The sequence below is a fragment of the Pseudomonas azotoformans genome (genome assembly GCF_001579805.1).
Taxonomy (GTDB): domain Bacteria; phylum Pseudomonadota; class Gammaproteobacteria; order Pseudomonadales; family Pseudomonadaceae; genus Aquipseudomonas; species Aquipseudomonas azotoformans_A.
In genome coordinates, this window is sequence record NZ_CP014546.1 from 272,800 (window position 1) to 297,867 (window position 25,068).

The following is a 25,068-nucleotide window of genomic DNA, read 5'->3' on the forward strand; positions in this document are numbered from 1 at the left end:
ACTCATAAGGTTCCCTCTGGGCCGCGTGGCGCCGGGTTACGGGTGATAAACATCGCATCACCGTAGCTGAAAAAACGGTACTCGTTGGCGATGGCGGCTTGATAAGCGGCCATGGTTTCCGGATAACCGGCAAATGCCGACACCAGCATCAACAGCGTGGATTCGGGCAAATGGAAGTTGGTCACCAGGCAATCGACCACATGGAAGGGCCGGCCTGGGAAGATAAAGATATCGGTGTCGCCGCTGAACGGTTTGAGCACGCCATCACGGGCCGCGCTTTCCAACGAACGCACGCTGGTGGTTCCCACGGCGACGACTCGCCCGCCACGCGCCTTGCACGCCGCGACAGCGTCCACGACGTCCTGGCTGACTTCCAACCACTCGCTGTGCATATGGTGGTCTTCGATGTTATCCACACGTACCGGCTGAAACGTGCCGGCCCCCACGTGCAGGGTCACATAGGCGGTCTCGACGCCCTTGGCGGCAATCGCATCCAGCAGCGGCTGATCGAAGTGCAGGCCCGCAGTCGGCGCGGCAACGGCGCCGAGGCGCTGGGAGTACACCGTCTGATAGCGTTCGCGATCCGAGTCTTCGTCGGGGCGGTCTATATAGGGCGGCAGCGGCATATGGCCGACGCGCTCCAGCAGCGGCAGTACTTCTTCGGCAAACTTGAGTTCGAACAGCGCATCATGACGCGCCACCATCTCGGCTTCGCCACCGCCATCGATGAGGATGCTTGAACCCGGTTTCGGCGACTTGCTGGAGCGCACGTGAGCCAGTACGCGATGACTGTCCAGCACCCGTTCCACCAGAATTTCCAGCTTGCCACCGGAAGCTTTCTGGCCAAACAGCCGCGCCGGAATCACCCGGGTATTGTTGAACACCATCAGATCGCCTGGGCGCAAATGCTCAAGCAAATCAGTGAATTGACGGTGTGCGAGGGCGCCACTCACCCCGTCCAGGGTCAGCAGTCGACTGGCGCGACGCTCGGCCAAAGGATGGCGAGCGATCAGCGAATCAGGGAGTTCAAAAGTAAAGTCAGCAACGCGCATGATGGAGTTCGTCTAGCAGGGCCGGGAAGTCTAGCGGAAATAGTGAAAATTGACCATGAAAGGTGATTGACCAACGGTAATCTCATCTCTATACTTCGCCGCCATTGAGCCCTGATGGCGGAATTGGTAGACGCGGCGGATTCAAAATCCGTTTTCGAAAGGAGTGGGAGTTCGAGTCTCCCTCGGGGCACCATCTTAAAAAAAGACCTTGAAATTCAAGGTCTTTTTTTTCGTCTGTAGAAAAGTGCATCACCTGCAAAGTTGTTCTTTTGTGAGCGGTGCACCATTCCAACCGCCTCTCCAGGCGCGCTCTGACACGCCCTGTCAGTGCGATGCGCGGGCTACCATTCATCGCGTGCCCGTGTGCCTCTAGCAGCTACTGGAGAGCGCTCAGCGTATTTGGGCGCCAGCGCTGCCGCCCCTTATGAAAAACCCTTACTAATGCAGAGCTTAAAACGCCTATGGAAGCGGTCACTCCGGGCTTTTCAGGCCTTTTCGACCGCCCAAAACAAAACCCCATCTGCTTTCGCAAATGGGGTTTCGGAATTTAATCTTGACGATGACCTACTCTCACATGGGGAAACCCCACACTACCATCGGCGATGCATCGTTTCACTGCTGAGTTCGGGATGGGATCAGGTGGTTCCAATGCTCTATGGTCGTCAAGAAATTCGGGTACTGAGTCGTGGCATAGGCCTCGCTTCAGCAAATTGGGTATGTGACAGCTTTCGGTGTTTTGTGAGATTCGAACTTTCGGTTCTATCGTCTTCACACACCGCAATCTGATGCTCTTTCGAGTAGTCAAATTGCTTGGGTGTTATATGGTCAAGCCTCACGGGCAATTAGTATTGGTTAGCTCAACGCCTCACAGCGCTTACACACCCAACCTATCAACGTCGTAGTCTTCGACGGCCCTTCAGGGAACTCAAGGTTCCAGTGAGATCTCATCTTGAGGCTAGTTTCCCGCTTAGATGCTTTCAGCGGTTATCTATTCCGAACATAGCTACCCGGCAATGCCACTGGCGTGACAACCGGAACACCAGAGGTTCGTCCACTCCGGTCCTCTCGTACTAGGAGCAGCCCCTCTCAAATCTCAAACGTCCACGGCAGATAGGGACCGAACTGTCTCACGACGTTCTAAACCCAGCTCGCGTACCACTTTAAATGGCGAACAGCCATACCCTTGGGACCGGCTTCAGCCCCAGGATGTGATGAGCCGACATCGAGGTGCCAAACACCGCCGTCGATATGAACTCTTGGGCGGTATCAGCCTGTTATCCCCGGAGTACCTTTTATCCGTTGAGCGATGGCCCTTCCATACAGAACCACCGGATCACTAAGACCTACTTTCGTACCTGCTCGACGTGTCTGTCTCGCAGTCAAGCGCGCTTTTGCCTTTATACTCTACGACCGATTTCCGACCGGTCTGAGCGCACCTTCGTACTCCTCCGTTACTCTTTAGGAGGAGACCGCCCCAGTCAAACTACCCACCATACACTGTCCTCGATCCGGATAACGGACCTGAGTTAGAACCTCAAAGTTGCCAGGGTGGTATTTCAAGGTTGGCTCCACGCAGACTGGCGTCCACGCTTCAAAGCCTCCCACCTATCCTACACAAGCAAATTCAAAGTCCAGTGCAAAGCTATAGTAAAGGTTCACGGGGTCTTTCCGTCTAGCCGCGGATACACTGCATCTTCACAGCGATTTCAATTTCACTGAGTCTCGGGTGGAGACAGCGCCGCCATCGTTACGCCATTCGTGCAGGTCGGAACTTACCCGACAAGGAATTTCGCTACCTTAGGACCGTTATAGTTACGGCCGCCGTTTACCGGGGCTTCGATCAAGAGCTTCGCGTTAGCTAACCCCATCAATTAACCTTCCGGCACCGGGCAGGCGTCACACCCTATACGTCCACTTTCGTGTTTGCAGAGTGCTGTGTTTTTAATAAACAGTCGCAGCGGCCTGGTATCTTCGACCGGCATGAGCTTACGGAGCAAGTCCTTCACCCTCACCGGCGCACCTTCTCCCGAAGTTACGGTGCCATTTTGCCTAGTTCCTTCACCCGAGTTCTCTCAAGCGCCTTGGTATTCTCTACCCAACCACCTGTGTCGGTTTGGGGTACGGTTCCTGGTTACCTGAAGCTTAGAAGCTTTTCTTGGAAGCATGGCATCAACCACTTCGCTAACTAAAAGTTAGCTCGTCATCAGCTCTCGGCCTTAGAATCCCGGATTTACCTAAGATTCCAGCCTACCACCTTAAACTTGGACAACCAACGCCAAGCTGGCCTAGCCTTCTCCGTCCCTCCATCGCAATAACCAGAAGTACAGGAATATTAACCTGTTTTCCATCGACTACGCTTTTCAGCCTCGCCTTAGGGACCGACTAACCCTGCGTCGATTAACGTTGCGCAGGAAACCTTGGTCTTTCGGCGTGGGTGTTTTTCACACCCATTGTCGTTACTCATGTCAGCATTCGCACTTCTGATACCTCCAGCAAGCTTCTCAACTCACCTTCACAGGCTTACAGAACGCTCCTCTACCGCATCACTTACGTGATACCCGTAGCTTCGGTGTATGGTTTGAGCCCCGTTACATCTTCCGCGCAGGCCGACTCGACTAGTGAGCTATTACGCTTTCTTTAAAGGGTGGCTGCTTCTAAGCCAACCTCCTAGCTGTCTAAGCCTTCCCACATCGTTTCCCACTTAACCATAACTTTGGGACCTTAGCTGACGGTCTGGGTTGTTTCCCTTTTCACGACGGACGTTAGCACCCGCCGTGTGTCTCCCATGCTCGGCACTTGTAGGTATTCGGAGTTTGCATCGGTTTGGTAAGTCGGGATGACCCCCTAGCCGAAACAGTGCTCTACCCCCTACAGTGATACATGAGGCGCTACCTAAATAGCTTTCGAGGAGAACCAGCTATCTCCGAGCTTGATTAGCCTTTCACTCCGATCCACAGGTCATCCGCTAACTTTTCAACGGTAGTCGGTTCGGTCCTCCAGTTAGTGTTACCCAACCTTCAACCTGCCCATGGATAGATCGCCCGGTTTCGGGTCTATTCCCAGCGACTAGACGCCCTATTAAGACTCGCTTTCGCTACGCCTCCCCTATTCGGTTAAGCTCGCCACTGAAAATAAGTCGCTGACCCATTATACAAAAGGTACGCAGTCACCCAACAAAGTGGGCTCCCACTGCTTGTACGCATACGGTTTCAGGATCTATTTCACTCCCCTCTCCGGGGTTCTTTTCGCCTTTCCCTCACGGTACTAGTTCACTATCGGTCAGTCAGTAGTATTTAGCCTTGGAGGATGGTCCCCCCATATTCAGACAAAGTTTCTCGTGCTCCGTCCTACTCGATTTCATGACTAAGAGATTTTCGCGTACAGGGCTATCACCCACTATGGCCGCACTTTCCAGAGCGTTCCGCTAATCTCAAAGCCACTTAAGGGCTAGTCCCCGTTCGCTCGCCACTACTAAGGGAATCTCGGTTGATTTCTTTTCCTCAGGGTACTTAGATGTTTCAGTTCCCCTGGTTCGCCTCTTACGCCTATGTATTCAGCGTAAGATAACCATCTTATGATGGCTGGGTTCCCCCATTCAGACATCTCCGGATCAAAGTCTGTTTGCCGACTCCCCGAAGCTTTTCGCAGGCTACCACGTCTTTCATCGCCTCTGACTGCCAAGGCATCCACCGTATGCGCTTCTTCACTTGACCATATAACCCCAAGCAATCTGGTTATACTGTGAAGACAACATTCGCCGAAAATTCGATAATACTCAAAACTGAGTAACTCACAAATTTTACCTTAGCCTGATCCGTTACCAGTGAAAGTAACGTTCAGTCTATCTTTCTATCACATACCCAAATTTTTAAAGAACGATCTAATCAAAGACTAGAAATCAACATTCACCATCATCTTGATGGAATGCTCATTTCTAAGCTTTCAACTTCTAGAAGCAGTAGTGGTGGAGCCAAACGGGATCGAACCGTTGACCTCCTGCGTGCAAGGCAGGCGCTCTCCCAGCTGAGCTATGGCCCCGTATTTCTACAGGCGTTTCCCACACAAAATTGGTGGGTCTGGGCAGATTCGAACTGCCGACCTCACCCTTATCAGGGGTGCGCTCTAACCAACTGAGCTACAGACCCAATTTCGGGCTGCTTCTTATCGTCTTCTTCAATGAATCAAGCAATTCGTGTGGGAACTTATGGAGCAGCTGATGTCGTCGATTAAGGAGGTGATCCAGCCGCAGGTTCCCCTACGGCTACCTTGTTACGACTTCACCCCAGTCATGAATCACACCGTGGTAACCGTCCTCCCGAAGGTTAGACTAGCTACTTCTGGTGCAACCCACTCCCATGGTGTGACGGGCGGTGTGTACAAGGCCCGGGAACGTATTCACCGCGACATTCTGATTCGCGATTACTAGCGATTCCGACTTCACGCAGTCGAGTTGCAGACTGCGATCCGGACTACGATCGGTTTTATGGGATTAGCTCCACCTCGCGGCTTGGCAACCCTCTGTACCGACCATTGTAGCACGTGTGTAGCCCAGGCCGTAAGGGCCATGATGACTTGACGTCATCCCCACCTTCCTCCGGTTTGTCACCGGCAGTCTCCTTAGAGTGCCCACCATTACGTGCTGGTAACTAAGGACAAGGGTTGCGCTCGTTACGGGACTTAACCCAACATCTCACGACACGAGCTGACGACAGCCATGCAGCACCTGTCTCAATGTTCCCGAAGGCACCAATCTATCTCTAGAAAGTTCATTGGATGTCAAGGCCTGGTAAGGTTCTTCGCGTTGCTTCGAATTAAACCACATGCTCCACCGCTTGTGCGGGCCCCCGTCAATTCATTTGAGTTTTAACCTTGCGGCCGTACTCCCCAGGCGGTCAACTTAATGCGTTAGCTGCGCCACTAAAAGCTCAAGGCTTCCAACGGCTAGTTGACATCGTTTACGGCGTGGACTACCAGGGTATCTAATCCTGTTTGCTCCCCACGCTTTCGCACCTCAGTGTCAGTATTAGTCCAGGTGGTCGCCTTCGCCACTGGTGTTCCTTCCTATATCTACGCATTTCACCGCTACACAGGAAATTCCACCACCCTCTACCATACTCTAGTCAGTCAGTTTTGAATGCAGTTCCCAGGTTGAGCCCGGGGATTTCACATCCAACTTAACAAACCACCTACGCGCGCTTTACGCCCAGTAATTCCGATTAACGCTTGCACCCTCTGTATTACCGCGGCTGCTGGCACAGAGTTAGCCGGTGCTTATTCTGTCGGTAACGTCAAAATTGCAGAGTATTAATCTACAACCCTTCCTCCCAACTTAAAGTGCTTTACAATCCGAAGACCTTCTTCACACACGCGGCATGGCTGGATCAGGCTTTCGCCCATTGTCCAATATTCCCCACTGCTGCCTCCCGTAGGAGTCTGGACCGTGTCTCAGTTCCAGTGTGACTGATCATCCTCTCAGACCAGTTACGGATCGTCGCCTTGGTGAGCCATTACCTCACCAACTAGCTAATCCGACCTAGGCTCATCTGATAGCGCAAGGCCCGAAGGTCCCCTGCTTTCTCCCGTAGGACGTATGCGGTATTAGCGTCCGTTTCCGAACGTTATCCCCCACTACCAGGCAGATTCCTAGGCATTACTCACCCGTCCGCCGCTCTCAAGAGAAGCAAGCTTCTCTCTACCGCTCGACTTGCATGTGTTAGGCCTGCCGCCAGCGTTCAATCTGAGCCATGATCAAACTCTTCAGTTCAAACATCTTTGGGTTTTTAAGAAACCCTAAACTTGGCTCAGCAATCGTTGGTTACATCTTTGATTTCTCGCGGAGTAACTTGTGATGCTGATAATCTTGTTGACTATCAGTCTGACTCCACAAGCACCCACACGAATTGCTTGATTCAGTTGTTAAAGAGCGGTTGGTTAAGATCTTTCGTCTCAACCGAGGCGCGCATTCTACAGCAGCCTCATTTGCTGTCAAGTGATTATTTTCAGAAACTTTCGAAGATTTCTTCAACAACTTCAACCACTTGCGCTTCCGATCTCTCGTCAGCGGGAGGCGAATAATACAGCTTTAAAATTCGTGGTCAACCCCTGCGTAGAAATTCTTTTCCTAACCGAAGCACCGGCCCGGGCGGCACCGTCAGAAGTTGTACTTGAAACTCGTCATGAAATTGCGCGGCGCGCCATAAACACTCCAACTGTCCGCATACGCATAGTAGCTACGATCAAATACGTTATTCACATTCAGCGTGGCACTCAGGTTCTTGCTGATGTCGTACCGCGCCATCACATTGGTCAGCGCATAACTCCCCTGCTCGAACGTGTGCAGGTCCATCCCCGTCTTGCTCTGCCAGTTCACGCCGCCGCCCACGGTGACCTTGTCGAACACTCCCGGCAGCCGGTAAGTGGTGAACGTCTTGAGACTATGCCGCGGGCTGGTCGTGACAATGCGCTGATCGTCCTGATTGGTGCTCACGCTGTACGCATACCCCGCCGACGCCTGCCAGCCTTCGTTCAACTCACCGTTAAGCTCCAACTCGACGCCTTTGGTGGTAGTGCCCTGTTCCAGGCCGTAGATATCCGGCGCACGCACGTATACCGCCAGGTTGTCCTGGTCGATCTTGAACAGCGCCAGGCTGGCATTGAGTTTGTCATCGTTGAAACTGCCTTTTACCCCGACCTCGTAGCCGGTGCCTTCCTGCGGGTCGAGGGCTTTGTTGTTTTCGTCGTGAACGCCATAGGGCCTGCGGGTTGAAGATTTTGGTGTAGCTGGCATACACCGCCCAAGTGTCGCTCAGGTCATAGACGATGCCGGCGTACGGCAGGAAGACACCGTTGCGGGTTTCCTTGCTTTCGGTGTTCTGGGTCGGATCAGCGTACACGCTGACTTCGTTGTTGCGCTTCCAGTCGGTAACGCGACCGCCGAGGATGAAGGCAGTATTGTCGGTGACATGAAAGCGCGAGGTCAGGTAGGCGGCGTATTGGTTTTCTTCAATATGCGTCTTACCAACGGGCGTGGTATCCGGGCGGTTGGCGCCGCTGCCGTTCCAGCTGAAAATGTTAGGCACAGTACCGTCGTAGCCGGTCCAGGAACCAAACCAACCGCCGTGGCTTGGGGTATTTTCGTTATAGCGCGACATCATGACGCCAGCGATCAACTCATGCTCGCGCCCAAACAGGCTGAAAGGGCCGGTAAGGTAAGCATCAAGGTTGTTCTGCCGCGGCGTGCCGGACCAGCGGTTGGGATATAGATAGGCGCCCTGCCCGGTGACCTGGTCGATATCACCATTCATATAGTTGATCAGTTCGTCGAATTCATTCTGGGTGTGACTGACTTCCACCTTGCCACTCCAGCCGTTATCGAACTGGTGCTCTATAGAAGTGAAGACGTTGGTCTGCTTGCGGTCGTTGTAAGCCCAGTCCGGTGCGCTGTTGGCCGAACGGCTGAAGTTTGTGCGATTGCCATTGCTGTAGAACATCTGGAAGCCGGTGCGCAGCGGGTCGTTGACCTGATTGTTGATATAACTGAAACCCACCGTGAGCATGGTGGCGTCGCTCAGGTCAAACTCGGAAATGCCATACACCAGTTGCGAGTCGGTGTTGACGCGGTCGACCCAGGAGTTCTGCTTCTTATAGTCCACCACCAGGCGCCCGCGAAGATTGCCGCTGTCGTTCAGGGGCCCGGACACATCAAAACCGGTGCCATACCGGTCCCAACTGCCCGCCTCGCCAGTGATGCTGGCCTGGGTTTCGGCGGTCGGGCGCTTGCGGATCAGGTTAATAGTCGCTGAGGGCGTACCCGAACCGCTGATCAGGCCGGTGGCGCCGCGCACTACTTCAACACGATCGTACATCGCAGTGTTCTGCGTGGTGTTGTCCAACCGCGCCGAGGTGGGGACGCCATCGATTTCGAAGTTGTTGATCTGAAAACCACGGGACCAGTAAGTATCGTTCTCCGCGCCCACGCCGACGCGCAGCACAGTGATGCCCGGCGTGGCTTCCAGCACCTCGGTAAGGTTGGTGAGTTTCTGGTCATCAAGGCGCTGGCGGGTGATCACCGTGAGCGATTGCGGGGTTTCTTTCTGCGTGAGGTTCAACCGCGTCGAACTGCTGGACGAGTACGTGGTGTACAAACCGGTGCCTTCGGTCGTCGAACCCGGTGCCATGCCGGAGATCGACACCGTACCCAGTTGCAACGCGCCGCCTGCACCCGGCTGTAGTTGATAGCGCCGCTCGCCGGTCTGCACTACCGCGAGGTCACTCCCCACCAATAGCGTTTGCAGCGCCTGGTCAATCGTGTAACTGCCGCGCAGCGTCGGACCGGTCTTGCCGGCGGTGAGCGCGGCATTGCCCGCCAGGTAGATGCCGGCTTGGGCGGCGAGCTGGTTGAGTTGGTCGGCCAAGGCACCGGCGGGCAGATCGTAGGTCTGCACGCTCGACTGCTCAGCGGCTGCCACGAGTGGCGCCATGCCCAGGCTGGCGGGGATGACCAAGGCAATCGCGATAGCCAGCGCTAGAGGTTGGGACGAGTTACGCAGGAATAAGGACATAAAACAGTTCCGGTCGAAGGAGGCGTCAAGCCGTTGTCCTTCTCTAATTCGTATGAGCAATCAAAACCGGAAGCACAAGATGCAAAAAATGTCAGCGCGCAACCACCGTGGTCCACCAGGCGAAGCGCCGCTCGATGCGCACGGGCAAGACCTGCTCAAGCATTGCCAGTACCTGATCGGTGTCTTGCAGTGGATAAGTGCCCATCACCCGAAGATTGGCGACCTGGGGGTCGATGCCCAGATGGCCATGTCGGTAGCTGGCGAGTTCACCAATGAAGTCCCCCAGCCGCATATCGTTCGCCATCAGCACGCCTTTTGACCAAGCCTCGCGCCCAGGTAGAGCACGTTGCGTTGCGGCCAGACGCTGTCGATCAAATAGGACGCCCTGCCCCGCCGATAGGATGCGGCGTTGATCAGTATCCCCACACGCAGCCTCTACGCTGCCCTCAAACACATTGAGCAACGTGTGCCCGTCCTGTTCACGCACACTGAAGCGCGTCCCCAAAGGACGCAAACGGCCTTGGGGTGTTTGCACCACGAACGGTCGCCCGTCCTTGCCGGTGTTGATCAGGATTTCGCCGCTATAGAGTTTCAACTCGCGCTGGCTGGCGCTGAAATTCACATCCAACGCCGTACCGCTGTTAAGCCAGATGCGCGTCCCGTCGGCCAACAGCTGCTCGCCCGACACCGTGGTGCTCGTATGGAAATCCGTGTTCCAGCCCCCCGACAACCAGCGCTGTTGCCAACCGGCCCACCCCAACAGCGTGCCGCCCATGACCACCGACAACCCGCGCAACACCTGGCGCCGCGAACGTTGCGAATGTCGCAGACTCTCCAGCGTCTTATTGGCTCCAACGGCATCGTCCTGCAACGGCGCAAAGCGTTGTCCTACACGTGCGACATAACTCCAGGCCAGCCGGTTGACCTCACTGTGGGCATGCCATTGGCGCCAGGCCTCATGCAATGGCAGGGCATTGGGCTCGGCACTCAGGCGGGCAAACCAGTCGGCGGCTTGCTGCAAGCTGGCGTGATCCAGGCCACCGGGATTGGTGCTCATGCCAAGGCACCGTCCAGCTCAGCCTCCAGCACCATGCACTGGAACATGGCCTGGCCAATATATTTGGTGACAGAGCGCTCGCTCACGCCAATACGCAGCGCAATCTCGCGATAGCTCAAGCCCTCGATCTGAGCCAGGCAGAATGCCTCGGACACCTTGACCGGCAAGCGATCAAGCATCGCCTGCAAATGCACCAGGGCCTCCAGCACCAATGCGCGATGCTCCTCCGAAGGCGCACAGTCTTCAGGCCGGCTCGCCAACACCTCAAGCCAGGCCTGCTCCACCTGCTTGCGTCGGAAGAAATCCACACACACATTGCGCGACAAAGTGCTGAGATACGCACGCGCGTGTCCTTCGCTGCCGAATTCACGCGGATGGCTCAACAGCCTGACGAAGACATCGTGAGCCAGCTCGGCGGCATCACTGACATTGCCGAGTTTTCGGGCCAGCCAGCGTTGAATCCAACCGTGATGGGCCGAATACAGGCTGCCAACACTGAAAGGTGCGGCGACGCGCTCGGGAAGCGGGGGCATACAAAGCCCTACGAATAAGAATTGTTCCCAATGGTAATGAGAAAAACTGGCCACTACAACGAGCAAAAGCGTCCCCACTGCTGCAGCAGGCAAGTAGCCGCAGGTCTTTTTTTTCCGCCACAGAACAGGGATCATCGCCCTCCCCTACTATTCCCCAAAGACGCCGAGGAACCGAAACCATGGAATTGACGCTGGAAGCGGTTGCGCTCTTTGCACTGAAGCTGGTGCACGAGACGGACGGCGGCAGCCCGGTTTTACGGGATGATCCGGTGATGGAGGGGTATGACCGCGAGGTGTTTGGGTTGTTGGTGCGGCAGGGGGATTTGGGTGGGATTCAATCCAAACTGGTGGAATGTACGGATCAAGCCCTCAATGCATTGAATGGCGCCGACACGGTAATGGGTCGCGAATTGCAAAGGTTGGCGACTAACGTGCAAAACGTAAATCATCTCGATGAATTGCACCCACCGTTAACCACCCTCAAGGACTACTTGAAAGACATCCAGTGAGTCGGTGATCAGCATTCCGGCGAGAAACACCATTAACACCGCCACACCCGCATCCAACCAGCGCCATACCACCGGTGCTCGAAACAATCCCGTCAAGCGCTGACAGCCCAGCGCCAACAACACAAACCAGAGTAGCGACGCGGTCATCGCCCCCATCGCAAAGAGTACTTGGTGACTTGCCGGTTTGGCGGCGCCGATGGAGCCTATCAGTACGACGGTATCGAGCCATGCATAGGGGTTGGCAAACCCCAGCACCACTGCCGTGCGTAACAGCCCTCGTTGCGAATTCCCACCTTGGCTATCCGGCATCGACTGATCACGCAGGCACGCCAACAGGCGTTGGCCACCGAACCACAGCAGATAGGCCGCGCCTGAAAGCAGCAAGAGCGCTACCAGCCTTGGTCGGCTTTCCAACAGCGCGCCTAAACCCGTGATGCCCATCGCGATCAGGAGGATATCGGCAACTACACATACAGCAACCACGCCCCAGATAGGACCGCGGCTGACACCTTGACGGATGACCAAGGTGTCTTTGGGCCCCGGGGCGGCGAACAGACCAATACCTAGCAGCAAGCCTTCAAGGTAGAGCGCACTGAAGTAAGGAGCCATGAAATGTCCGTGCCCTCGGGCAGATTTAGACGAGCTGAATAGGCTGATTGCCAAACCCCGTATGACGGGCGTTTACAACGCTATTCAAGTCAATTGACTGTCGGCGGAAAAAACTGGTTAGCACTTGTCCTGGGCTCGGGTTGGCAAAGTAGATCAACGAGCTTCTGGCTACCGGTCTTTGGGGCGCGAGCACCGCGTGGTAAGCCGCTGGAATTGCATAGCCGGAAAGGTCGGTAAGCAATGAGCCAGCCAGAACCGCAATTTCGTTCTCCAGCAGGCGTACCGGCTCTAATGCACCACCCTTTACCAAGACCAACCCCTCGCGAGTGGGTTTAATGAACGACAGAATGTGACCGTCTTCATGAGGATCCTGGGCGAATCGACGCTCAATGTCTGCAGCCTGGGCACCGTATACACACAACTGTACGTAGGACGCCGACCGAAACGGAGCAAGCGGGCTCACTCCAAACTCGCCACAGATACCGTCCATCAACTCTTGAGCCAACTCGCTGATCTGTTGCTCAAAGATATCCACAGCCGCGAAAAAGCCGCTCCGGGTGAATTCAAAACCTATCCGCTTCGATGCATGCGCAGGCCAGTAGCAGAAGCGCTCACAGAGGTCGGGATGGTCCTCGATATTTGAATATTCGGCACCGAACGGGAAAAAGCCGTCAGTGTCCTGGCTGAATGAAAAGGATGCCTTGGTATTGGGCGAAATCGCTGAGTAGCCATCAACGATTTGTTTGTAGCTCTGCAACATGGCTTCAGGTATTTGCAAGATGCCAAAACCTGATCGAACAATGGAATCACAGCACGCTTTTATCTGAGTCATCGCTATATCCATAAATAGATGTAAAGGAATGCAACACACACTAGGTTCGCAAGCATGTGAGAAACCGCGACACTGGATATAGCCAACCAAAAAGAGACCTTTCCATGTCCTTCACAACGTCGCCAGCAGGGTTCAAGTGTGCATTGCTCATTACACGCAGCGGCGAGCAGGTTGTCCTTTTTGGCGAACACGTTGGCGATCCTCACCAAGGACAGGGAACCAACCATCGACTATGAGTATCAAGACCCGCGACACCCTCCGCGCCCTCCTCGTAAGGCGCAGCCGGGAACTGGGCAAGTCCATGACCACCTTGGCCAAGGAAGCCGGTATTTCCCGGACCTATCTCTACGGGCTGGCGGGCGGTGCTTCCAAAGATCCCTCGGTACGCACACTGATTAAACTGGCGAAGGTGCTACAGGTTTCACCGTTGCTGCTGTTCCGTTACTTCGCGGACCTGGCAGGCGCACCGGTCGATCCACATTCAATGGCAACCACCAACCGCGCGGTAGGGCCTGCAGGATCGAAGTGACATAGCCGTGTTCAACGCAGACGTCACCACCCCCGACCAAACTGTCGTGCTGCCCGGCGAAACGTTTCATAAAACCTGGGAGATTCAGAACATCGGTGCGCAGCCCTGGCGCGGCCGAAAGCTGGTTCGCGTTGACGGCGAATACGTCATCGCTCGGCGCTCCGCCATGGGCACGCCACTGGAAGTGGTGATGGACACACACCTGCGCAGCCTTAACAACGAAATCCCCATCGCACAGACACTGCCCGGCCAACCTGTGCATATTACCGTAGAGTTCGCTGCGCCCAAGGAAACCTGCACAGTCACGTCCATCTGGCGAATAGAAGATGAACACGGACAGCCCTGTTACGGGCCAGCCTTCATCCTGCATGTTATCGTCAACGTCATGGCGCGCTGAAGCTAGCGCCGCCCTTCCACCGCCATCCGCACCGCCAACCCCATCAACACCGACCCCATCAACCAACGCTGCACCACCTGCCACCCCGGCCGGGTGACAAAAAACACCGCGATGGAGCCCGCCATGGTGGCAATCACCGCATTGACGCTCACGCTGATAAAAATCTGCGTAAAACCCAGCACCAGCGATTGCGCCAGCACACTGCTATGACCGTTCGGGTCGATGAATTGGGGCAGCAACGACAAGTACATCACCGCCACCTTGGGGTTCAGCAGGTTGGTGACCAGGCCCATGGTGAACAGCTTGCGCGGACTGTCCTTGGGCAAGTCCCGCACCTGGAACGGTGAGCGTCCCCCCGGACGGATCGCCTGCCAAGCCATATACGCCAGGTACATCGCCCCGCCGAAGCGCAACGCGTCGTAGGCAAACGGCACCGCCATCACCAAAGCGGTGATCCCCAATGCCGCGCACAACATATAAACCAGAAAACCCAACGCCACGCCGCCCAGTGAAATCAATCCGGCCGTGCGCCCCTGGCAGATCGAGCGGGAAATGAGGTAGATCATATTCGGGCCGGGCGTGAGCACCATGCCGAGTGAGATGAACGCATAGGCCAGCCAGTTGGACAGTTCAGGCATGATGGGGCTCCGCTTTTTGAAACATCTGGCCAAGGTTGTAAGGTTGGCCGCCATGGTAGGGCGTTCAAAATGCCCGCGTTAGATACAGATCCGCGAGCAAAACGGCATACACCCAAGAGGCAGGCCCATGATCGACTTCAACAACAAAGGTTTCTTCAAACTCAAGCAAAACAACGAATACGCCGAGCGCGTCGCCGACCTGCTGCTGGACGGCGAAGAAGTGGTGGATGCGTACAAGGCCATGCGTGATGGGGTGGTGTTTACCACCAAGCGGATTATCGCGGTGAATGTGCAGGGGATTACCGGTAGCAAGAAGGATTTCACGTCGCTGCCGTACAAGAACATCGTCGCGTATTCGGTGGAGACGTCCGGGACGTTTGATCTGGATTCGGAGTTGGAGATTTACTTTTCGTCGTTGGGGAAGGTGAAATTCGAGTTTACGGGGAAGACCTCGATCGTCGAAATCTCACGGTTGATTTCCAAGCACCTGTTGGGCTGATCGGTGAAAAAAAGACTATGAATATTTCCAGAACTACAACATCACTTCATAAGGCCCCAGTACCTTACTCGTCTGCACCAACCCCTGCCGCATCAACATCTCTAGATAATTCCCCGCCTCCATCGGAGGTCGCCTCAACGCCCGCCTTTGTTTCTGCGCCGCACCCAACACCGCCGCCTGATCCAGATCCCAAAGATCCGAAATAAAGTCATCCGGATGCATCGGCTCAATGTCATAAGCTGCCAGGATGTGCGGTGGAAAGTCTTTCAAGTTGAAGGTTACGATCACCTCAGCCTTGCTTCGTATCGCAGCGGCCAGCACGTGACGATCGTCAGGGTCAGGCAAATCCAAAATCGAACACAAGTCCTCGTACCCCGTAACCAAAGCGTCAGGTATGGCCTTGTCCATCAACTCAGACGTGCAATTCACTTGCTCAGCCGTGAGGTCGGGCCGGTTTTTGAGTACGTTGCGCTTCCACTCCTCATGGATCTGGCTAGTCCATCTCGCTCGATACAACCCTGACAAGCCAAGCCACATCAGCAAATCCCTAAGCGCCGCCGGGTAGAGAACACAAGCATCATATACAGCGGTAAAAGGCGAACACCTCATCCGTCATACCCCATTCCCAACTCCTGGGCCTGTTTAGCAAGCGCCTCCATTGCTCTCTGGCTTTCCTCAGCTCGCCTCTGCTTGAACGCCATCAAATCCGAAAACCGGATTCGCCGATGTCGACCGGTTTTTGTAAAGGGAATGGCACCTTCCTCCAGCATCTTGACCAAGTGCGGCCGTGAAACGTTAAGCAGGTCGGCGGCCTCCTGCGAGGTGAGTTCAGCATGCACAGGGACTACCTTGACGGCATTGCCGATAGCCAACTCGCCCAGGATATCCACCAACAAGCGCAGTGCTGAGGTTGGGAGTACGAGGGTGTGGGGCTTGTCTTCTTTGTCGAAGATATCGATTCGCTGGGTTTCGAATTTGGTCGACAACAGAGACGCCAATTCGCGCTGACCTTGTACGGCCGCTTCGACTTCCTTTTCCAGCGGAAGGATCGTTTTGGGAAGGTGGTTGGTGATCATGATGCAACTCCGGCGACACATAACTCAGTTACGACCAAAGCTAAACGAAACAAACGAAAATCGCAATATTCGAAAAATAGCTACCGACCGAAGCCCTTGTCCACTTTTCGCACACCAATCACCGATTTATGCCGACATAAGGTGTCTAGAGAACCAGGGGCGATTCATCTCAGAGCTTGCGAATGAGGGTTGGTCGTCCCCCTCGCCCCTTACCCCTCCTTCACCTCACTCCCCGCCCCCCCAACCAACACCCGATTCTCCGGATCCGTAATATCAAACACCTGCAGCGCACACGCCGCACGGTTGAGCCGGAACTGGAACTCCACCAAATACACCTTGGCCTTTTCCGGGCTGAACGTGTTCATCACCGGCCCGCAGCTGTAGTAAACCCCATTGCCCTGGCTTCTCGCCGAGCTGGACACGGTGAGTTTCTTGCCAGGGTCCGCCTGAATCTCCAATTGTGGAAACCGCTTGAACCCCGCACTCGCCACCGTCTGGTTGACCTTGGCAATCCAGTTGAAGACTTTCCCTTCACCGGTATCCATCACAGTGCCGAGGGTTTCCAGGCGTTGGTCGGGGTCGCCTTCGCGGCGGATGGCGAATTCGACGGGGTTGGTGCCGCCGGTGGCCTTCATGATGACCTTGGCGTGCTCCGCATCCACGGCCACGGTTTTCTGGCGCAGTTGAATGCCGTCCTTGAACAGGCTGGGCGACGAGTCGCGTTGATTGGATTGGCAGGCGCCCAGGGCCAAGGCGATGGAGAGCAGCGCGATTCGCTTCACGGGGGATGTCCTTATCGGGGTGAGAGTGAGTAATGACTGGACCCGCGTTTAAACAGAATGTTCCTCCACCTATGCCGATTCGTTAAACACCAACTGCGCGCGCAACCCACCTTGCTCCCGGTTATGCAGCGCCAACCGACAGCCGATCTTACCCACGATCATTTCGACAATCGCCAAGCCCAGCCCCGCGCCATTGGCATTGCCTCGACTGTAGAAGCGTTCGAACAGGCGCCCCATTTCTGCCTCGTCAATGCCCGGCCCCTGGTCTTCCACACTGAGGCCGTTGGCGCCAATCACCACTTTCACTTCGCTGCCCGCCGGGGAGAAGTTGAGGGCATTGGTCACCAGGTTTTGCAGCGCAATGGCCAAGGCCACCGGTTCGGTCTCGACCCAACATTCTTGATTGCCTTCGAGTACCAGTTCCACGCCTTTTTCCATGGCCAGCGGGGTCAATTCCGCCAGTTCTTCGCGCACCAGCTCGGTGAGTTGCACAGGGATGCACTTAGGGTTGTTCAGTTGCGGTTCGATACGGGCCATGGTCAGCAACTGACTGCCGATGCGCGTGGCGCGGTCGACGCCGTTGACCAAAAAGTCCAAGGCCTCGCGGCGTTGCTCGGGTGTCTCGGCGCTTTGGGCGTTCTGTGCATGGATGCGCAAAATCGCCAAGGGCGTGCGCAATTCATGGGCGGCGTCCGCGATGAAGCGGCGTTCACGCCCGAGTAAATCATCTACTTGGACCAGCAATCGGTTCAACGCGGTCTGCATCGGCTCCAGGTCGTTGGGCAAAGGTTTGAGGTGCAGCGGCTGCAGAGTGTCGGTGTTACGCCCGCGAATCGACAGGGCCATGGCGCGCAAGGGCTTGAGGCCCCAGCCGATGACCAGCCAGATCAACAGTGTCAGCAGCGGCACGCCAATCAACGTGGGCCAGAGGGTGTGACGCATGATGCGCTGGATCACGTCCTGGCGAATGTCATCGCGCTCGCCCACCCAAATCAGCACGCCTTGCTGCGGATCGGCGAGAAGGAAAGCGCACCAGTCGTGGCCATTGTCCATCAGGTCATGGGAGCCGAGCGTCGCAGGCGGCACACTGAGGATTGGTGCTTCAGCGGAGCGCACCAACAGTTGGCCGTCCGTACGCCATATCTGGAAAGTCAGGCGTGTTTCATAAGGATGGGCAACGCCCTCCTCTCCCACACGGCTCATGGCCTGGTCAAACGCCTCATGCAGCCGGTCCCAATCGGCGTCGCCGGGGTCGCGTTGGCGCAGTACACCTTGCAGCAGGCGGGCGCTTTGGGCGAGTTGGGCGTCGTAGACTTCTTCGATTTCGTGGTGGCTGTCGCGTAATACCAGCCAACTGATCAGGGCATCGCCCAACAGGATCAGCACCAGCACCGGAATAAGGATGCGCCCACGCACCGAGCTCATGGCGTGAGCACCAGCACATAGCCAACACCACGCACGGTGCGGATCAGCTCGGTGGATAACTTTTTGCGCAGGTTGTGGATCAGCACTTCCAAGGTGTTGCTCTCGACCCGGTCCTGCCAGCCGTACAGCGCACGGGACAAGCGCTCGCGGGTCACGACTTTGCCGGGGCGCACCATCAGTTGATGCAACAGTTGGTACTCCATCGGCGTCACGATGATTTCCCCATCCTGAAAACGCACTTGCTGGGTCGCCGGGTCGAGGCTGATGCCGGCGTGCTCCAGCATCGGTTGCGCGCGGCCCTGGCTGCGGCGCAACAGCGCACGCACGCGAGCCTTGAGTTCCTCGACGTCGAAAGGTTTGACCAGATAGTCGTCAGCACCCGCGTCCAGGCCAGCGATGCGTTCCGCGGTGCCGTCGCGGGCGGTGAGGATCAGCACCGGCAGGTCATGCTGCTCGGCGCGCAGTTGCTGCAACAGGTCGAGACCATCAAGACGTGGCAGACCCAGATCAAGCAGCAGCAAATCGAAGGCTTCCGTACGCAACGCATGCAAGGCAGCGACGCCGTCGTGCAGCCAATCGAGGGTATAGCCTTCGGCCGCCAAGGCCACGCGAATCCCTTGGCCGAGGGCGCGGTCATCTTCGACAAGGAGTAGGCGCATCACGAAATCTCTGTGGGAAACGGCGGCATCATGCCGGGTTATGGCCAGGAAAATTCCTACAAAGATGTTACGGCTCGTTGCCAACTAAGGTTGCACTAAGGTTGGTTTTGCACTGTGAAACCTCCCACATCTGCTGAGAGCTTTTCCATGCGCAAAATTCTCCTGTTGTCCCTGATTCTCGCCAGCCCACTGGCCATTGCCGGCCCGCAGTGCACCACCGCCGAGCGCTCGCAATGGCAAGACGAAAAAGCCTTCCAGGACAAGCTCAAGGCCGAAGGCTATACCATCAGCAAGTTCAAGGTCACCGACGGCAACTGCTACGAGATCTACGGCTTCGACAAGGACAAGCGCAAGGTCGAGATCTACCACGACCCCGTCACCGGCAAAGCCGTAAAGACTGAGATCAAAGGCTGATGCCAGGCGAATCCCTGCGCCTGTGGGACCCGTTGGTGAGGCTGTTTCATCTGTCTATCGCCGGGGTCTTTGTCGCCAATTACTTCTTTAACGAAGCAGGCGACGACTGGCATGTCTGGCTGGGCTATTACGCCATGGCCTGGCTGCTGGTGCGTTTGGTGTGGGGATTTGTCGGACCACGCAGTGCGCGTTGGGCGGATTTCTGGCCGACTCCCAAACGCCTGAATGCCCACGTGCGCTCACTGCTCAATGGCCGGCCGCAGCATCGCCTGGGCCACTCGCCGATCGGCGCGCTGGTGATGCTGTTGATGTTGCTGGCACTGGTCACCATCGGATTCAGCGGTTTCCTGATGCAGGAAGTCGACGCCCTGTGGGGCGCCGACTGGCCGCTGCAAATCCATGAAACCGCCGCCAATGCGCTGCTGGGCCTGGTGTGTCTCCACGTACTGGCCGCGCTGTTTGAAAGTGTCCAGGTGCGCGACAACCTGCCGTTATCCATGCTCACCGGTCGCAGGAAGCGCCTGCCGGATGAACGTGCGCCGTAATCCTTTTATCCACAGGTCTCCTATGCGCTCCGCCTTATTGATTTGCAGCCTGTTGGCGGTGTTTTTTGCCGCCTGGCAAAGCCATCCGCCCCATGTGTTGGCGCCATTTGCCCAGGCGAACCCGAATACCGCGAAAGTGGCGGCGGCCCCGCACTACACCAGCCGGTTTGTGTCCACCCAACTCACGGATTTTGTGCACTCTTCGTCCGTCACCGCCCTGCCCGGCGGCGACTTGATGGCGGTGTGGTTTGCCGGTTCGCGCGAAGGCGCCGCCGATGTGCAGGTGCGCACCGCACGCTTCGATGCCAGCAGCGGCGAATGGGGCGCCGAGCAAGTACTGGCGACGAGGGAAAGCACTCGCGACGGCACCCAGCGTTATATCCGCAAGCTCGGCAACCCGGTGATTGCGCTGGCGCCGGATAAACGCCTGTGGATGTTTTACGTGTCGGTGTCCGTCGGTGGCTGGGCGGCCAGTGCGATCAATGTGATGGTGTCGGATGACCTTGGCGCCACCTGGTCAGCACCGAGGCAATTGGTGACCTCGCCGTTTTTCAATATCAGCACCCTGGTACGCGCCGCGCCGGTGTTTCATGCCGACGGCTCCATCGGCCTGCCGGTGTATCACGAATTCATGGGCAAGTTTGCCGAGTACCTGTACTTGAGCGCCGACGGGGCGGTGATCGATAAATTCCGCATCAGCCGCGGCAAGCATTCCCTGCAACCGACCATCGTGCCGCTGGACGGCCAACGCGCCGTGGCGATGTTGCGTTACGCGGGCGACACCCATCACCGCGTATTGGCCAGCCGCACCGTTGATGCCGGCAAAACCTGGAGCGAACCGTACCCACTGGAGCCGGCCAACCCCAATTCGTCGTTGGCCGCCGTGGGCACGCAAGATGACGGATTGCTGGTGGCACTCAACGACCTGCAAGACGGCCGCTTCAAACTCAGCCTTTACGGCACCGACGCCCAGCTCAGCCAGTGGCGCACCGTGGTGCAGTTGGACCAATCGCCGGACCCGCTGGGCCAGCCCTTCTCCCCCGAGGCCTACAAGGCAATCATCGGTGAAGGTTTCCGCGCCTCCAGCGGCGCGAAACGCCTGCCCCTGGAACAACGCTTTCTCAGCAGCCTGGACTACCGCGTGTGCAAACCCGTCGGCTGCGATTTCGAATACGAATACCCGTATTTCAGCCGTAGCCCAGACGGTACGTACCACTTGGTTTACTCGTGGAATAACACCTTTATCAAACATGTCAGCTTCAACGAAGCCTGGCTGGCGGAGCGTCTGTGATGGTTTCGGTGTGGCAGGCCCATTTGAGTTTTGTATTGCTGGGGTTTGTGGCGTTGTGCGCGCTGCGCTTTACCGCTCCGTGGCGGCCGTGGTTGCTGCCGGTGCTGGTGGCCGTGAGTTTCATCCCGATCAACCAACTGCCGCTGGCGGCGTATGTGCGCAGCTTTACCGATGACCTGGCGATCAGCACCTTGGTGTTTTTGGCGTGGGTGGGGTTGTGCCGACTGGGCTTGGTGCAGGCACTCAATCGCCGCCATCAGGTGCAGATGCTGGTAGTGTTCGGGCTGCTGAGCCTGGCGCTGTACCCGGCCACGTTGGGGCTGACGTATTTCGACCCGTATCGCTGGGGGTTCAACCCTCGTCCGATGATTGTGCTGGTGGCGGTTGCGGCGCTGGTGATGCTGTGGCTGCGTAATGCGCTGGCGGTATGGATGTTGGCGCTGGGCACGCTGGCGTTCGCGCTGCGGCTCAAGGCGTCGGAAAACTATTGGGACTATCTGGTGGATCCGCTGCTGACGGTTTACTGCCTGATCGCCACCGTGGGGTTGCTGGCCAGCGCGGTCTTTTTGAAATGGCAGAGAGGTCAACGATGAGTGCGTTGCAATCACGCCGCCTGCGCTACGGCGTGGGCGCGATCGGGTTGGTGTTTGTGTTGCTGGCGGCGTTGCGCCTGGTATTTGTAGTGGGCTTTTCCGGCCTGGCATTCAACACCCCGCAACTCTTGGAAACCCTGGGCATCGGCCTGCGCTTCGACCTGCGCCTGGCGGTGTTGATCCTGCTGCCGCTGGCGCTCCTGGCCTGGCTGCCACGCTGGAACCTCATGACCCAACCCGCTCTGCGCTGGCTGGCTCGCGGGTATCTGGTGGTCGCACTGGCCCTGGTGGGCCTCGTCTACATCATCGACTTCGGCCATTACGCCTACCTCGGCGTACGCATCAACGCGACGGTGCTGCGTTACCTGCAAGACGCACAGATATCTCAACAGATGGTGTGGGAAACCTACCCGGTGCTGTGGATTACCGCTTGCTGGCTGGCGGCAGTGGCGCTGTGGGTGTGGGCGCTGGTGTGCCTGGAGCGCCTGACCCTGGATCGCCCCAACACCGTCATCGGAAAATGGACCCTGGCATCGGTCTCGGTGATCGGTATTGTCGCGGTGCTGCTGGCCCTGCTCGGCCGCGTCGCCAACTTGAACCTGGAAAACCCGGTGCCCCTGCGCTGGAGCGATGCGTTCTTCTCCGGCAATAGCCAGGTGGCCGCCGTGGGCCTGAACCCGATGCTGTTCCTGTACGACACGCTCAAGGTCGGCCAGTCGCAATTCGATGAAACCCAAGTGCGCGAGCATTACCCGCAAATCGCCCGCTACCTGGGAGTTGATCAGCCCGACGCGCAGCAACTGAACTTTATCCGTGAACAAGGCGTGCAACCCTACCGACTGACCGGTGAGCGGCCGCCCAACGTGGTTTTCGTGATGCTCGAATCCCTCGGCACCAGCGCCGTCGGTGCCTACGGCAACCCGCTGAACCCCACGCCAAACCTGGACAAACTCGCCAGCCAGAGCTGGTTCTTCAAACACTTCTACGTACCCGTCACCGGCACCGCCAAGACCGTGTGGGCGAGCATCAGCGGCGTGCCGGACGTGACACGCCAGGAAACCGCCACGCGCAACCCGCTGATCACCCGGCAGCACACGCTGATCAACGCGTTCGAGGGTTACCAGAAGTTCTACATGATCGGCGGCAACGCCGGCTGGGCGAACATCAATGCACTGATCCGCCAGAGCATCGACGGTGTGCAGTTGTATGACGAAAGCCACTGGCGTTCACCACGGGTGGACGTGTGGGGCATTTCCGACCTGGACCTGTTCAAGGAAGGCGACCACTTGCTGCGCGCCGTGCCCAAGGACCAGCCGTTCTTCGCCTACCTGCAAACCTCCGGCAACCATCGCCCGTTCACCATTCCCAAGCAGAACGATGGTTTCCAGATAAAGGACGTGACCCTGGAACAGGTCCAGGCCGCCGGTTCGCGCAGCGTCGAGCAGTACAACGCGGTACGCCTGTTGGACTACAACATCGGTCGCCTGATGGACATCGCCAAGGCCGGCGGCTGGTATGACAACAGCATCTTTGTGTTCTTTGGTGACCACAACACGCGCATCAGCCAGATCCCGCACATGGCGCCGGCGTTCGAGCAACTGGGTTTGGAGAGTAACAACGTACCGCTGCTGATCCACGCCCCCGGCCTGGAACCTCGGGTGATTGAAGAAGCTGTGGGCCTGGCCGACCTGCTGCCCACCGTGGCGGGCATGGCCGGTATGCCGTTTCGCAACGGCGCGATGGGACGCGACATCCAGCAGCCCGCGCCTGAGGGCGAACGCGTGGTACCGCTGGTGTTGCGCGAAGGGACTTTCCCGATCATTGGCGGCGTGACGAAGGACTTCCTGTTGCAGATGCAGCACGACGGTAGTTCACCGACATTGCATGACCTGGCGTCGCAAACCCCGCGAGACGACGTGGCCGAACAACACCCTGAAGAGTTTCAGCGCTTGCAGGGGCTGACCCGAGGGCTGCATGAGAGTGCGCGGATGATGCTGTTCAGAAACGTGCGCGAGTGATCATTTGGGTTGAAAGGTTTCCAGATAGGCCAGGATGTTTTCGATTTTCTCCTGATCACTGATGCCCCAGAAGATCATCCGCGTGCCACTCACCACCTTCTTCGGTGCCTCGATGTAGGCGGCAAGTTTGTCCCGGGTCCAGACCACGCCGGAGTTTTTCATCGCGTCGGAGTACTGATAGTCCGTGGTGGTCCCGGCGGGCCTTCCGATGATGCCGTTGAGCTCCGGCCCGAACCCACCTCGCGCACCTTCGCCGATGCTGTGGCAACCGCCGCAGGTCTTGGTGAAGAGCTTGCCGCCCGCCTCGACGTCGCCGGCGGCGAAGGCGGGGCTTGTGGTGAGGATCAGGGCGAGGGTCATCAAAGCACGGTACTTCATGGGGACTCCATTTCTAGATCAGTTCTGGAACCAAAGGGTCGCGGATAAACATATCAATCCTTGAGCACGTAGAAGCGAGCCCTGCACTTTACCGGATAGCACCTCTGAAACGACCATCCATCGCCCCATAGATATCCAATCGAACCTATATAGACGTGTTCTACTCCACCTTAATGAACCCTGATGGTGGAGTAAGGATCATGGCTCAGCCATCGATTTTAGTGTTGGAAGACGACGAGATCATTCGATCGTTAATGGTGGATGTACTGGAGGATTTCGGCGCGCTGGTGACGTCGTTTCCTTCGGCGGATGAAGGGATGATTTACCTGGAACGGGGCGATGACCCGGTGGACTTGATTGTCAGTGATATCCAGATGCCGGGGTTGCTCAATGGTTATGACTTGAGCCGGGTAGTGGCCCATCGTTGGCCAACCGTGCCGGTGCTGCTCACCTCCGGTAACACCAAACTGGCGGCTCAGTTGGGAGGCTCCGTACGGTTTTTACCCAAACCGTGGAGTGCCGAGATTTTGCTGGAGTGTGTGCAAACGGCGCTGACCCAACAGGGGTCGTCCATGCATTGATAGCGTCACGACATCATTTATACCGAACTTCAGGGCAAACGCTGCGGTCATTAATGAGCAAGGAGCGACTTTTCTGATCCGCTGGTCAGC

General features: G+C 57.0%; 22 protein-coding genes, 3 tRNA genes, 3 rRNA genes and 1 pseudogene. 11 read left to right on the top strand and 18 right to left on the bottom strand.

Annotated elements, in window-relative coordinates; genetic code table 11:
* Nucleotides 1-2: 2 nt before the first annotated feature.
* Nucleotides 3-1,052, bottom strand: coding sequence for a tRNA preQ1(34) S-adenosylmethionine ribosyltransferase-isomerase QueA (gene queA, locus AYR47_RS01305; RefSeq protein ID WP_033898643.1), 1,050 nt, complete (start codon nucleotides 1,050-1,052; stop codon nucleotides 3-5).
* Between the two features lie 108 nt (nucleotides 1,053-1,160).
* On the opposite strand from queA, the gene AYR47_RS01310 reads away from it, so the two are divergent.
* Nucleotides 1,161-1,245 (top strand) — tRNA-Leu (locus AYR47_RS01310).
* A gap of 358 nt (nucleotides 1,246-1,603) precedes the next feature.
* On the opposite strand, the gene rrf is transcribed toward AYR47_RS01310, so the two are convergent.
* From rrf to AYR47_RS01350, 8 genes and pseudogenes are all read right to left on the bottom strand, one after another.
* Nucleotides 1,604-1,719: ribosomal RNA gene (gene rrf, locus AYR47_RS01315) — 5S ribosomal RNA — on the bottom strand.
* A 154-nt stretch (nucleotides 1,720-1,873) separates the two neighbouring features.
* Nucleotides 1,874-4,765 (bottom strand): 23S ribosomal RNA (locus AYR47_RS01320).
* A 249-nt stretch (nucleotides 4,766-5,014) separates the two neighbouring features.
* A tRNA-Ala gene (locus AYR47_RS01325) sits at nucleotides 5,015-5,090 on the bottom strand.
* Nucleotides 5,091-5,120: 30 nt separating this feature from the next.
* Nucleotides 5,121-5,197 (bottom strand) — tRNA-Ile (locus tag AYR47_RS01330).
* 82 nt (nucleotides 5,198-5,279) lie between these two features.
* Nucleotides 5,280-6,816, bottom strand: a 16S ribosomal RNA gene (locus AYR47_RS01335).
* Together the 16S, 23S and 5S rRNA genes with 2 tRNA genes alongside form the textbook arrangement of a ribosomal RNA operon.
* Nucleotides 6,817-7,203: 387 nt before the next feature.
* Nucleotides 7,204-9,613 (bottom strand): annotated as a pseudogene (locus AYR47_RS01340) (TonB-dependent siderophore receptor).
* 91 nt (nucleotides 9,614-9,704) lie between these two features.
* Nucleotides 9,705-10,670 (bottom strand): FecR domain-containing protein, encoded by a 966-nt coding sequence (locus AYR47_RS01345; protein WP_082781455.1) that lies wholly within the window; start codon nucleotides 10,668-10,670, stop codon nucleotides 9,705-9,707.
* The gene (locus AYR47_RS01350) at nucleotides 10,667-11,203 is read right to left on the bottom strand and encodes a sigma-70 family RNA polymerase sigma factor (RefSeq protein ID WP_061433999.1); all 537 of its coding nucleotides are present in this window, start codon (nucleotides 11,201-11,203) and stop codon (nucleotides 10,667-10,669) included. The genes AYR47_RS01345 and AYR47_RS01350 overlap by 4 nt, the downstream gene beginning before the upstream one ends.
* A gap of 179 nt (nucleotides 11,204-11,382) precedes the next feature.
* Between AYR47_RS01350 and AYR47_RS01355 the strand changes: the two genes are divergently transcribed.
* Nucleotides 11,383-11,712: a hypothetical protein gene (locus AYR47_RS01355; protein ID WP_033896249.1), complete on the top strand. Its 330-nt coding sequence runs from the start codon at nucleotides 11,383-11,385 to the stop codon at nucleotides 11,710-11,712.
* Here the strand turns inward: AYR47_RS01355 and AYR47_RS01360 are convergent.
* Both AYR47_RS01360 and AYR47_RS01365 read right to left on the bottom strand, forming a co-directional pair.
* The gene (locus AYR47_RS01360; protein WP_051421931.1) at nucleotides 11,674-12,321 is read right to left on the bottom strand and encodes a LysE/ArgO family amino acid transporter; all 648 of its coding nucleotides are present in this window, start codon (nucleotides 12,319-12,321) and stop codon (nucleotides 11,674-11,676) included. The genes AYR47_RS01355 and AYR47_RS01360 overlap by 39 nt on opposite strands.
* 25 nt (nucleotides 12,322-12,346) lie before the next feature.
* Nucleotides 12,347-13,153 carry a 2OG-Fe(II) oxygenase family protein gene (locus AYR47_RS01365; RefSeq protein WP_061434000.1) on the bottom strand — a complete coding sequence of 269 codons (807 nt, stop codon included), beginning with the start codon at nucleotides 13,151-13,153 and terminating at the stop codon, nucleotides 12,347-12,349.
* A 232-nt stretch (nucleotides 13,154-13,385) separates the two neighbouring features.
* Between AYR47_RS01365 and AYR47_RS32865 the strand changes: the two genes are divergently transcribed.
* Both AYR47_RS32865 and AYR47_RS32870 read left to right on the top strand, forming a co-directional pair.
* Nucleotides 13,386-13,682: a helix-turn-helix domain-containing protein gene (locus tag AYR47_RS32865; protein WP_237142526.1), complete on the top strand. Its 297-nt coding sequence runs from the start codon at nucleotides 13,386-13,388 to the stop codon at nucleotides 13,680-13,682.
* A gap of 7 nt (nucleotides 13,683-13,689) precedes the next feature.
* Nucleotides 13,690-14,079, top strand: coding sequence for an NBR1-Ig-like domain-containing protein (locus tag AYR47_RS32870; protein WP_237142527.1), 390 nt, complete (start codon nucleotides 13,690-13,692; stop codon nucleotides 14,077-14,079).
* 2 nt (nucleotides 14,080-14,081) lie between these two features.
* On the opposite strand, the gene AYR47_RS01375 is transcribed toward AYR47_RS32870, so the two are convergent.
* Nucleotides 14,082-14,717 carry a LysE family translocator gene (locus AYR47_RS01375; RefSeq protein WP_033896246.1) on the bottom strand — a complete coding sequence of 212 codons (636 nt, stop codon included), beginning with the start codon at nucleotides 14,715-14,717 and terminating at the stop codon, nucleotides 14,082-14,084.
* A 127-nt stretch (nucleotides 14,718-14,844) separates the two neighbouring features.
* Here AYR47_RS01375 and AYR47_RS01380 point away from each other — a divergent pair, with 127 nt between their 5' ends.
* A complete protein-coding gene (locus AYR47_RS01380; RefSeq protein ID WP_016979611.1) occupies nucleotides 14,845-15,216 on the top strand; it encodes a PH domain-containing protein in 372 nt (123 codons plus the stop codon).
* Between the two features lie 33 nt (nucleotides 15,217-15,249).
* Here AYR47_RS01380 and AYR47_RS01385 read toward each other — a convergent pair whose 3' ends face one another.
* From AYR47_RS01385 to AYR47_RS01405, 5 genes are all read right to left on the bottom strand, one after another.
* Nucleotides 15,250-15,825 (bottom strand): PIN domain-containing protein, encoded by a 576-nt coding sequence (locus tag AYR47_RS01385; RefSeq protein ID WP_061434001.1) that lies wholly within the window; start codon nucleotides 15,823-15,825, stop codon nucleotides 15,250-15,252.
* Nucleotides 15,822-16,292 carry a helix-turn-helix domain-containing protein gene (locus tag AYR47_RS01390; RefSeq protein WP_033896244.1) on the bottom strand — a complete coding sequence of 157 codons (471 nt, stop codon included), beginning with the start codon at nucleotides 16,290-16,292 and terminating at the stop codon, nucleotides 15,822-15,824. The genes AYR47_RS01385 and AYR47_RS01390 overlap by 4 nt, the downstream gene beginning before the upstream one ends.
* 209 nt (nucleotides 16,293-16,501) lie before the next feature.
* Complete coding sequence (locus tag AYR47_RS01395; RefSeq protein ID WP_061434002.1) at nucleotides 16,502-17,074, bottom strand: hypothetical protein; 573 nt, start codon at nucleotides 17,072-17,074, stop codon at nucleotides 16,502-16,504.
* 69 nt (nucleotides 17,075-17,143) lie between these two features.
* A complete protein-coding gene (locus AYR47_RS01400; RefSeq protein ID WP_061434003.1) occupies nucleotides 17,144-18,499 on the bottom strand; it encodes a sensor histidine kinase in 1,356 nt (451 codons plus the stop codon).
* The gene (locus tag AYR47_RS01405; RefSeq protein ID WP_033896241.1) at nucleotides 18,496-19,158 is read right to left on the bottom strand and encodes a response regulator; all 663 of its coding nucleotides are present in this window, start codon (nucleotides 19,156-19,158) and stop codon (nucleotides 18,496-18,498) included. The genes AYR47_RS01400 and AYR47_RS01405 overlap by 4 nt, the downstream gene beginning before the upstream one ends.
* 147 nt (nucleotides 19,159-19,305) lie before the next feature.
* Here AYR47_RS01405 and AYR47_RS01410 point away from each other — a divergent pair, with 147 nt between their 5' ends.
* The 5 genes from AYR47_RS01410 to AYR47_RS01430 are packed head-to-tail and all read left to right on the top strand — an operon-like array spanning nucleotide 19,306 to nucleotide 24,019.
* A complete protein-coding gene (locus AYR47_RS01410; protein WP_033896240.1) occupies nucleotides 19,306-19,572 on the top strand; it encodes a PepSY domain-containing protein in 267 nt (88 codons plus the stop codon).
* Nucleotides 19,572-20,117: a cytochrome b/b6 domain-containing protein gene (locus tag AYR47_RS01415; protein ID WP_061434005.1), complete on the top strand. Its 546-nt coding sequence runs from the start codon at nucleotides 19,572-19,574 to the stop codon at nucleotides 20,115-20,117. The genes AYR47_RS01410 and AYR47_RS01415 overlap by 1 nt, the downstream gene beginning before the upstream one ends.
* 22 nt (nucleotides 20,118-20,139) lie before the next feature.
* Nucleotides 20,140-21,408, top strand: coding sequence for a sialidase family protein (locus tag AYR47_RS01420; protein ID WP_033896238.1), 1,269 nt, complete (start codon nucleotides 20,140-20,142; stop codon nucleotides 21,406-21,408).
* Nucleotides 21,408-22,001 carry a hypothetical protein gene (locus AYR47_RS01425; protein WP_061434006.1) on the top strand — a complete coding sequence of 198 codons (594 nt, stop codon included), beginning with the start codon at nucleotides 21,408-21,410 and terminating at the stop codon, nucleotides 21,999-22,001. The genes AYR47_RS01420 and AYR47_RS01425 overlap by 1 nt, the downstream gene beginning before the upstream one ends.
* Nucleotides 21,998-24,019 (top strand): LTA synthase family protein, encoded by a 2,022-nt coding sequence (locus AYR47_RS01430; protein WP_061434007.1) that lies wholly within the window; start codon nucleotides 21,998-22,000, stop codon nucleotides 24,017-24,019. The genes AYR47_RS01425 and AYR47_RS01430 overlap by 4 nt, the downstream gene beginning before the upstream one ends.
* On the opposite strand, the gene AYR47_RS01435 is transcribed toward AYR47_RS01430, so the two are convergent.
* Entirely contained in the window at nucleotides 24,020-24,397 is a 378-nt protein-coding gene (locus AYR47_RS01435; protein ID WP_061434008.1) for a c-type cytochrome, read from the bottom strand. It lies immediately after the preceding gene.
* 200 nt (nucleotides 24,398-24,597) lie between these two features.
* Here AYR47_RS01435 and AYR47_RS01440 point away from each other — a divergent pair, with 200 nt between their 5' ends.
* Entirely contained in the window at nucleotides 24,598-24,978 is a 381-nt protein-coding gene (locus tag AYR47_RS01440; RefSeq protein ID WP_016979625.1) for a response regulator, read from the top strand.
* Nucleotides 24,979-25,068: the final 90 nt, after the last annotated feature.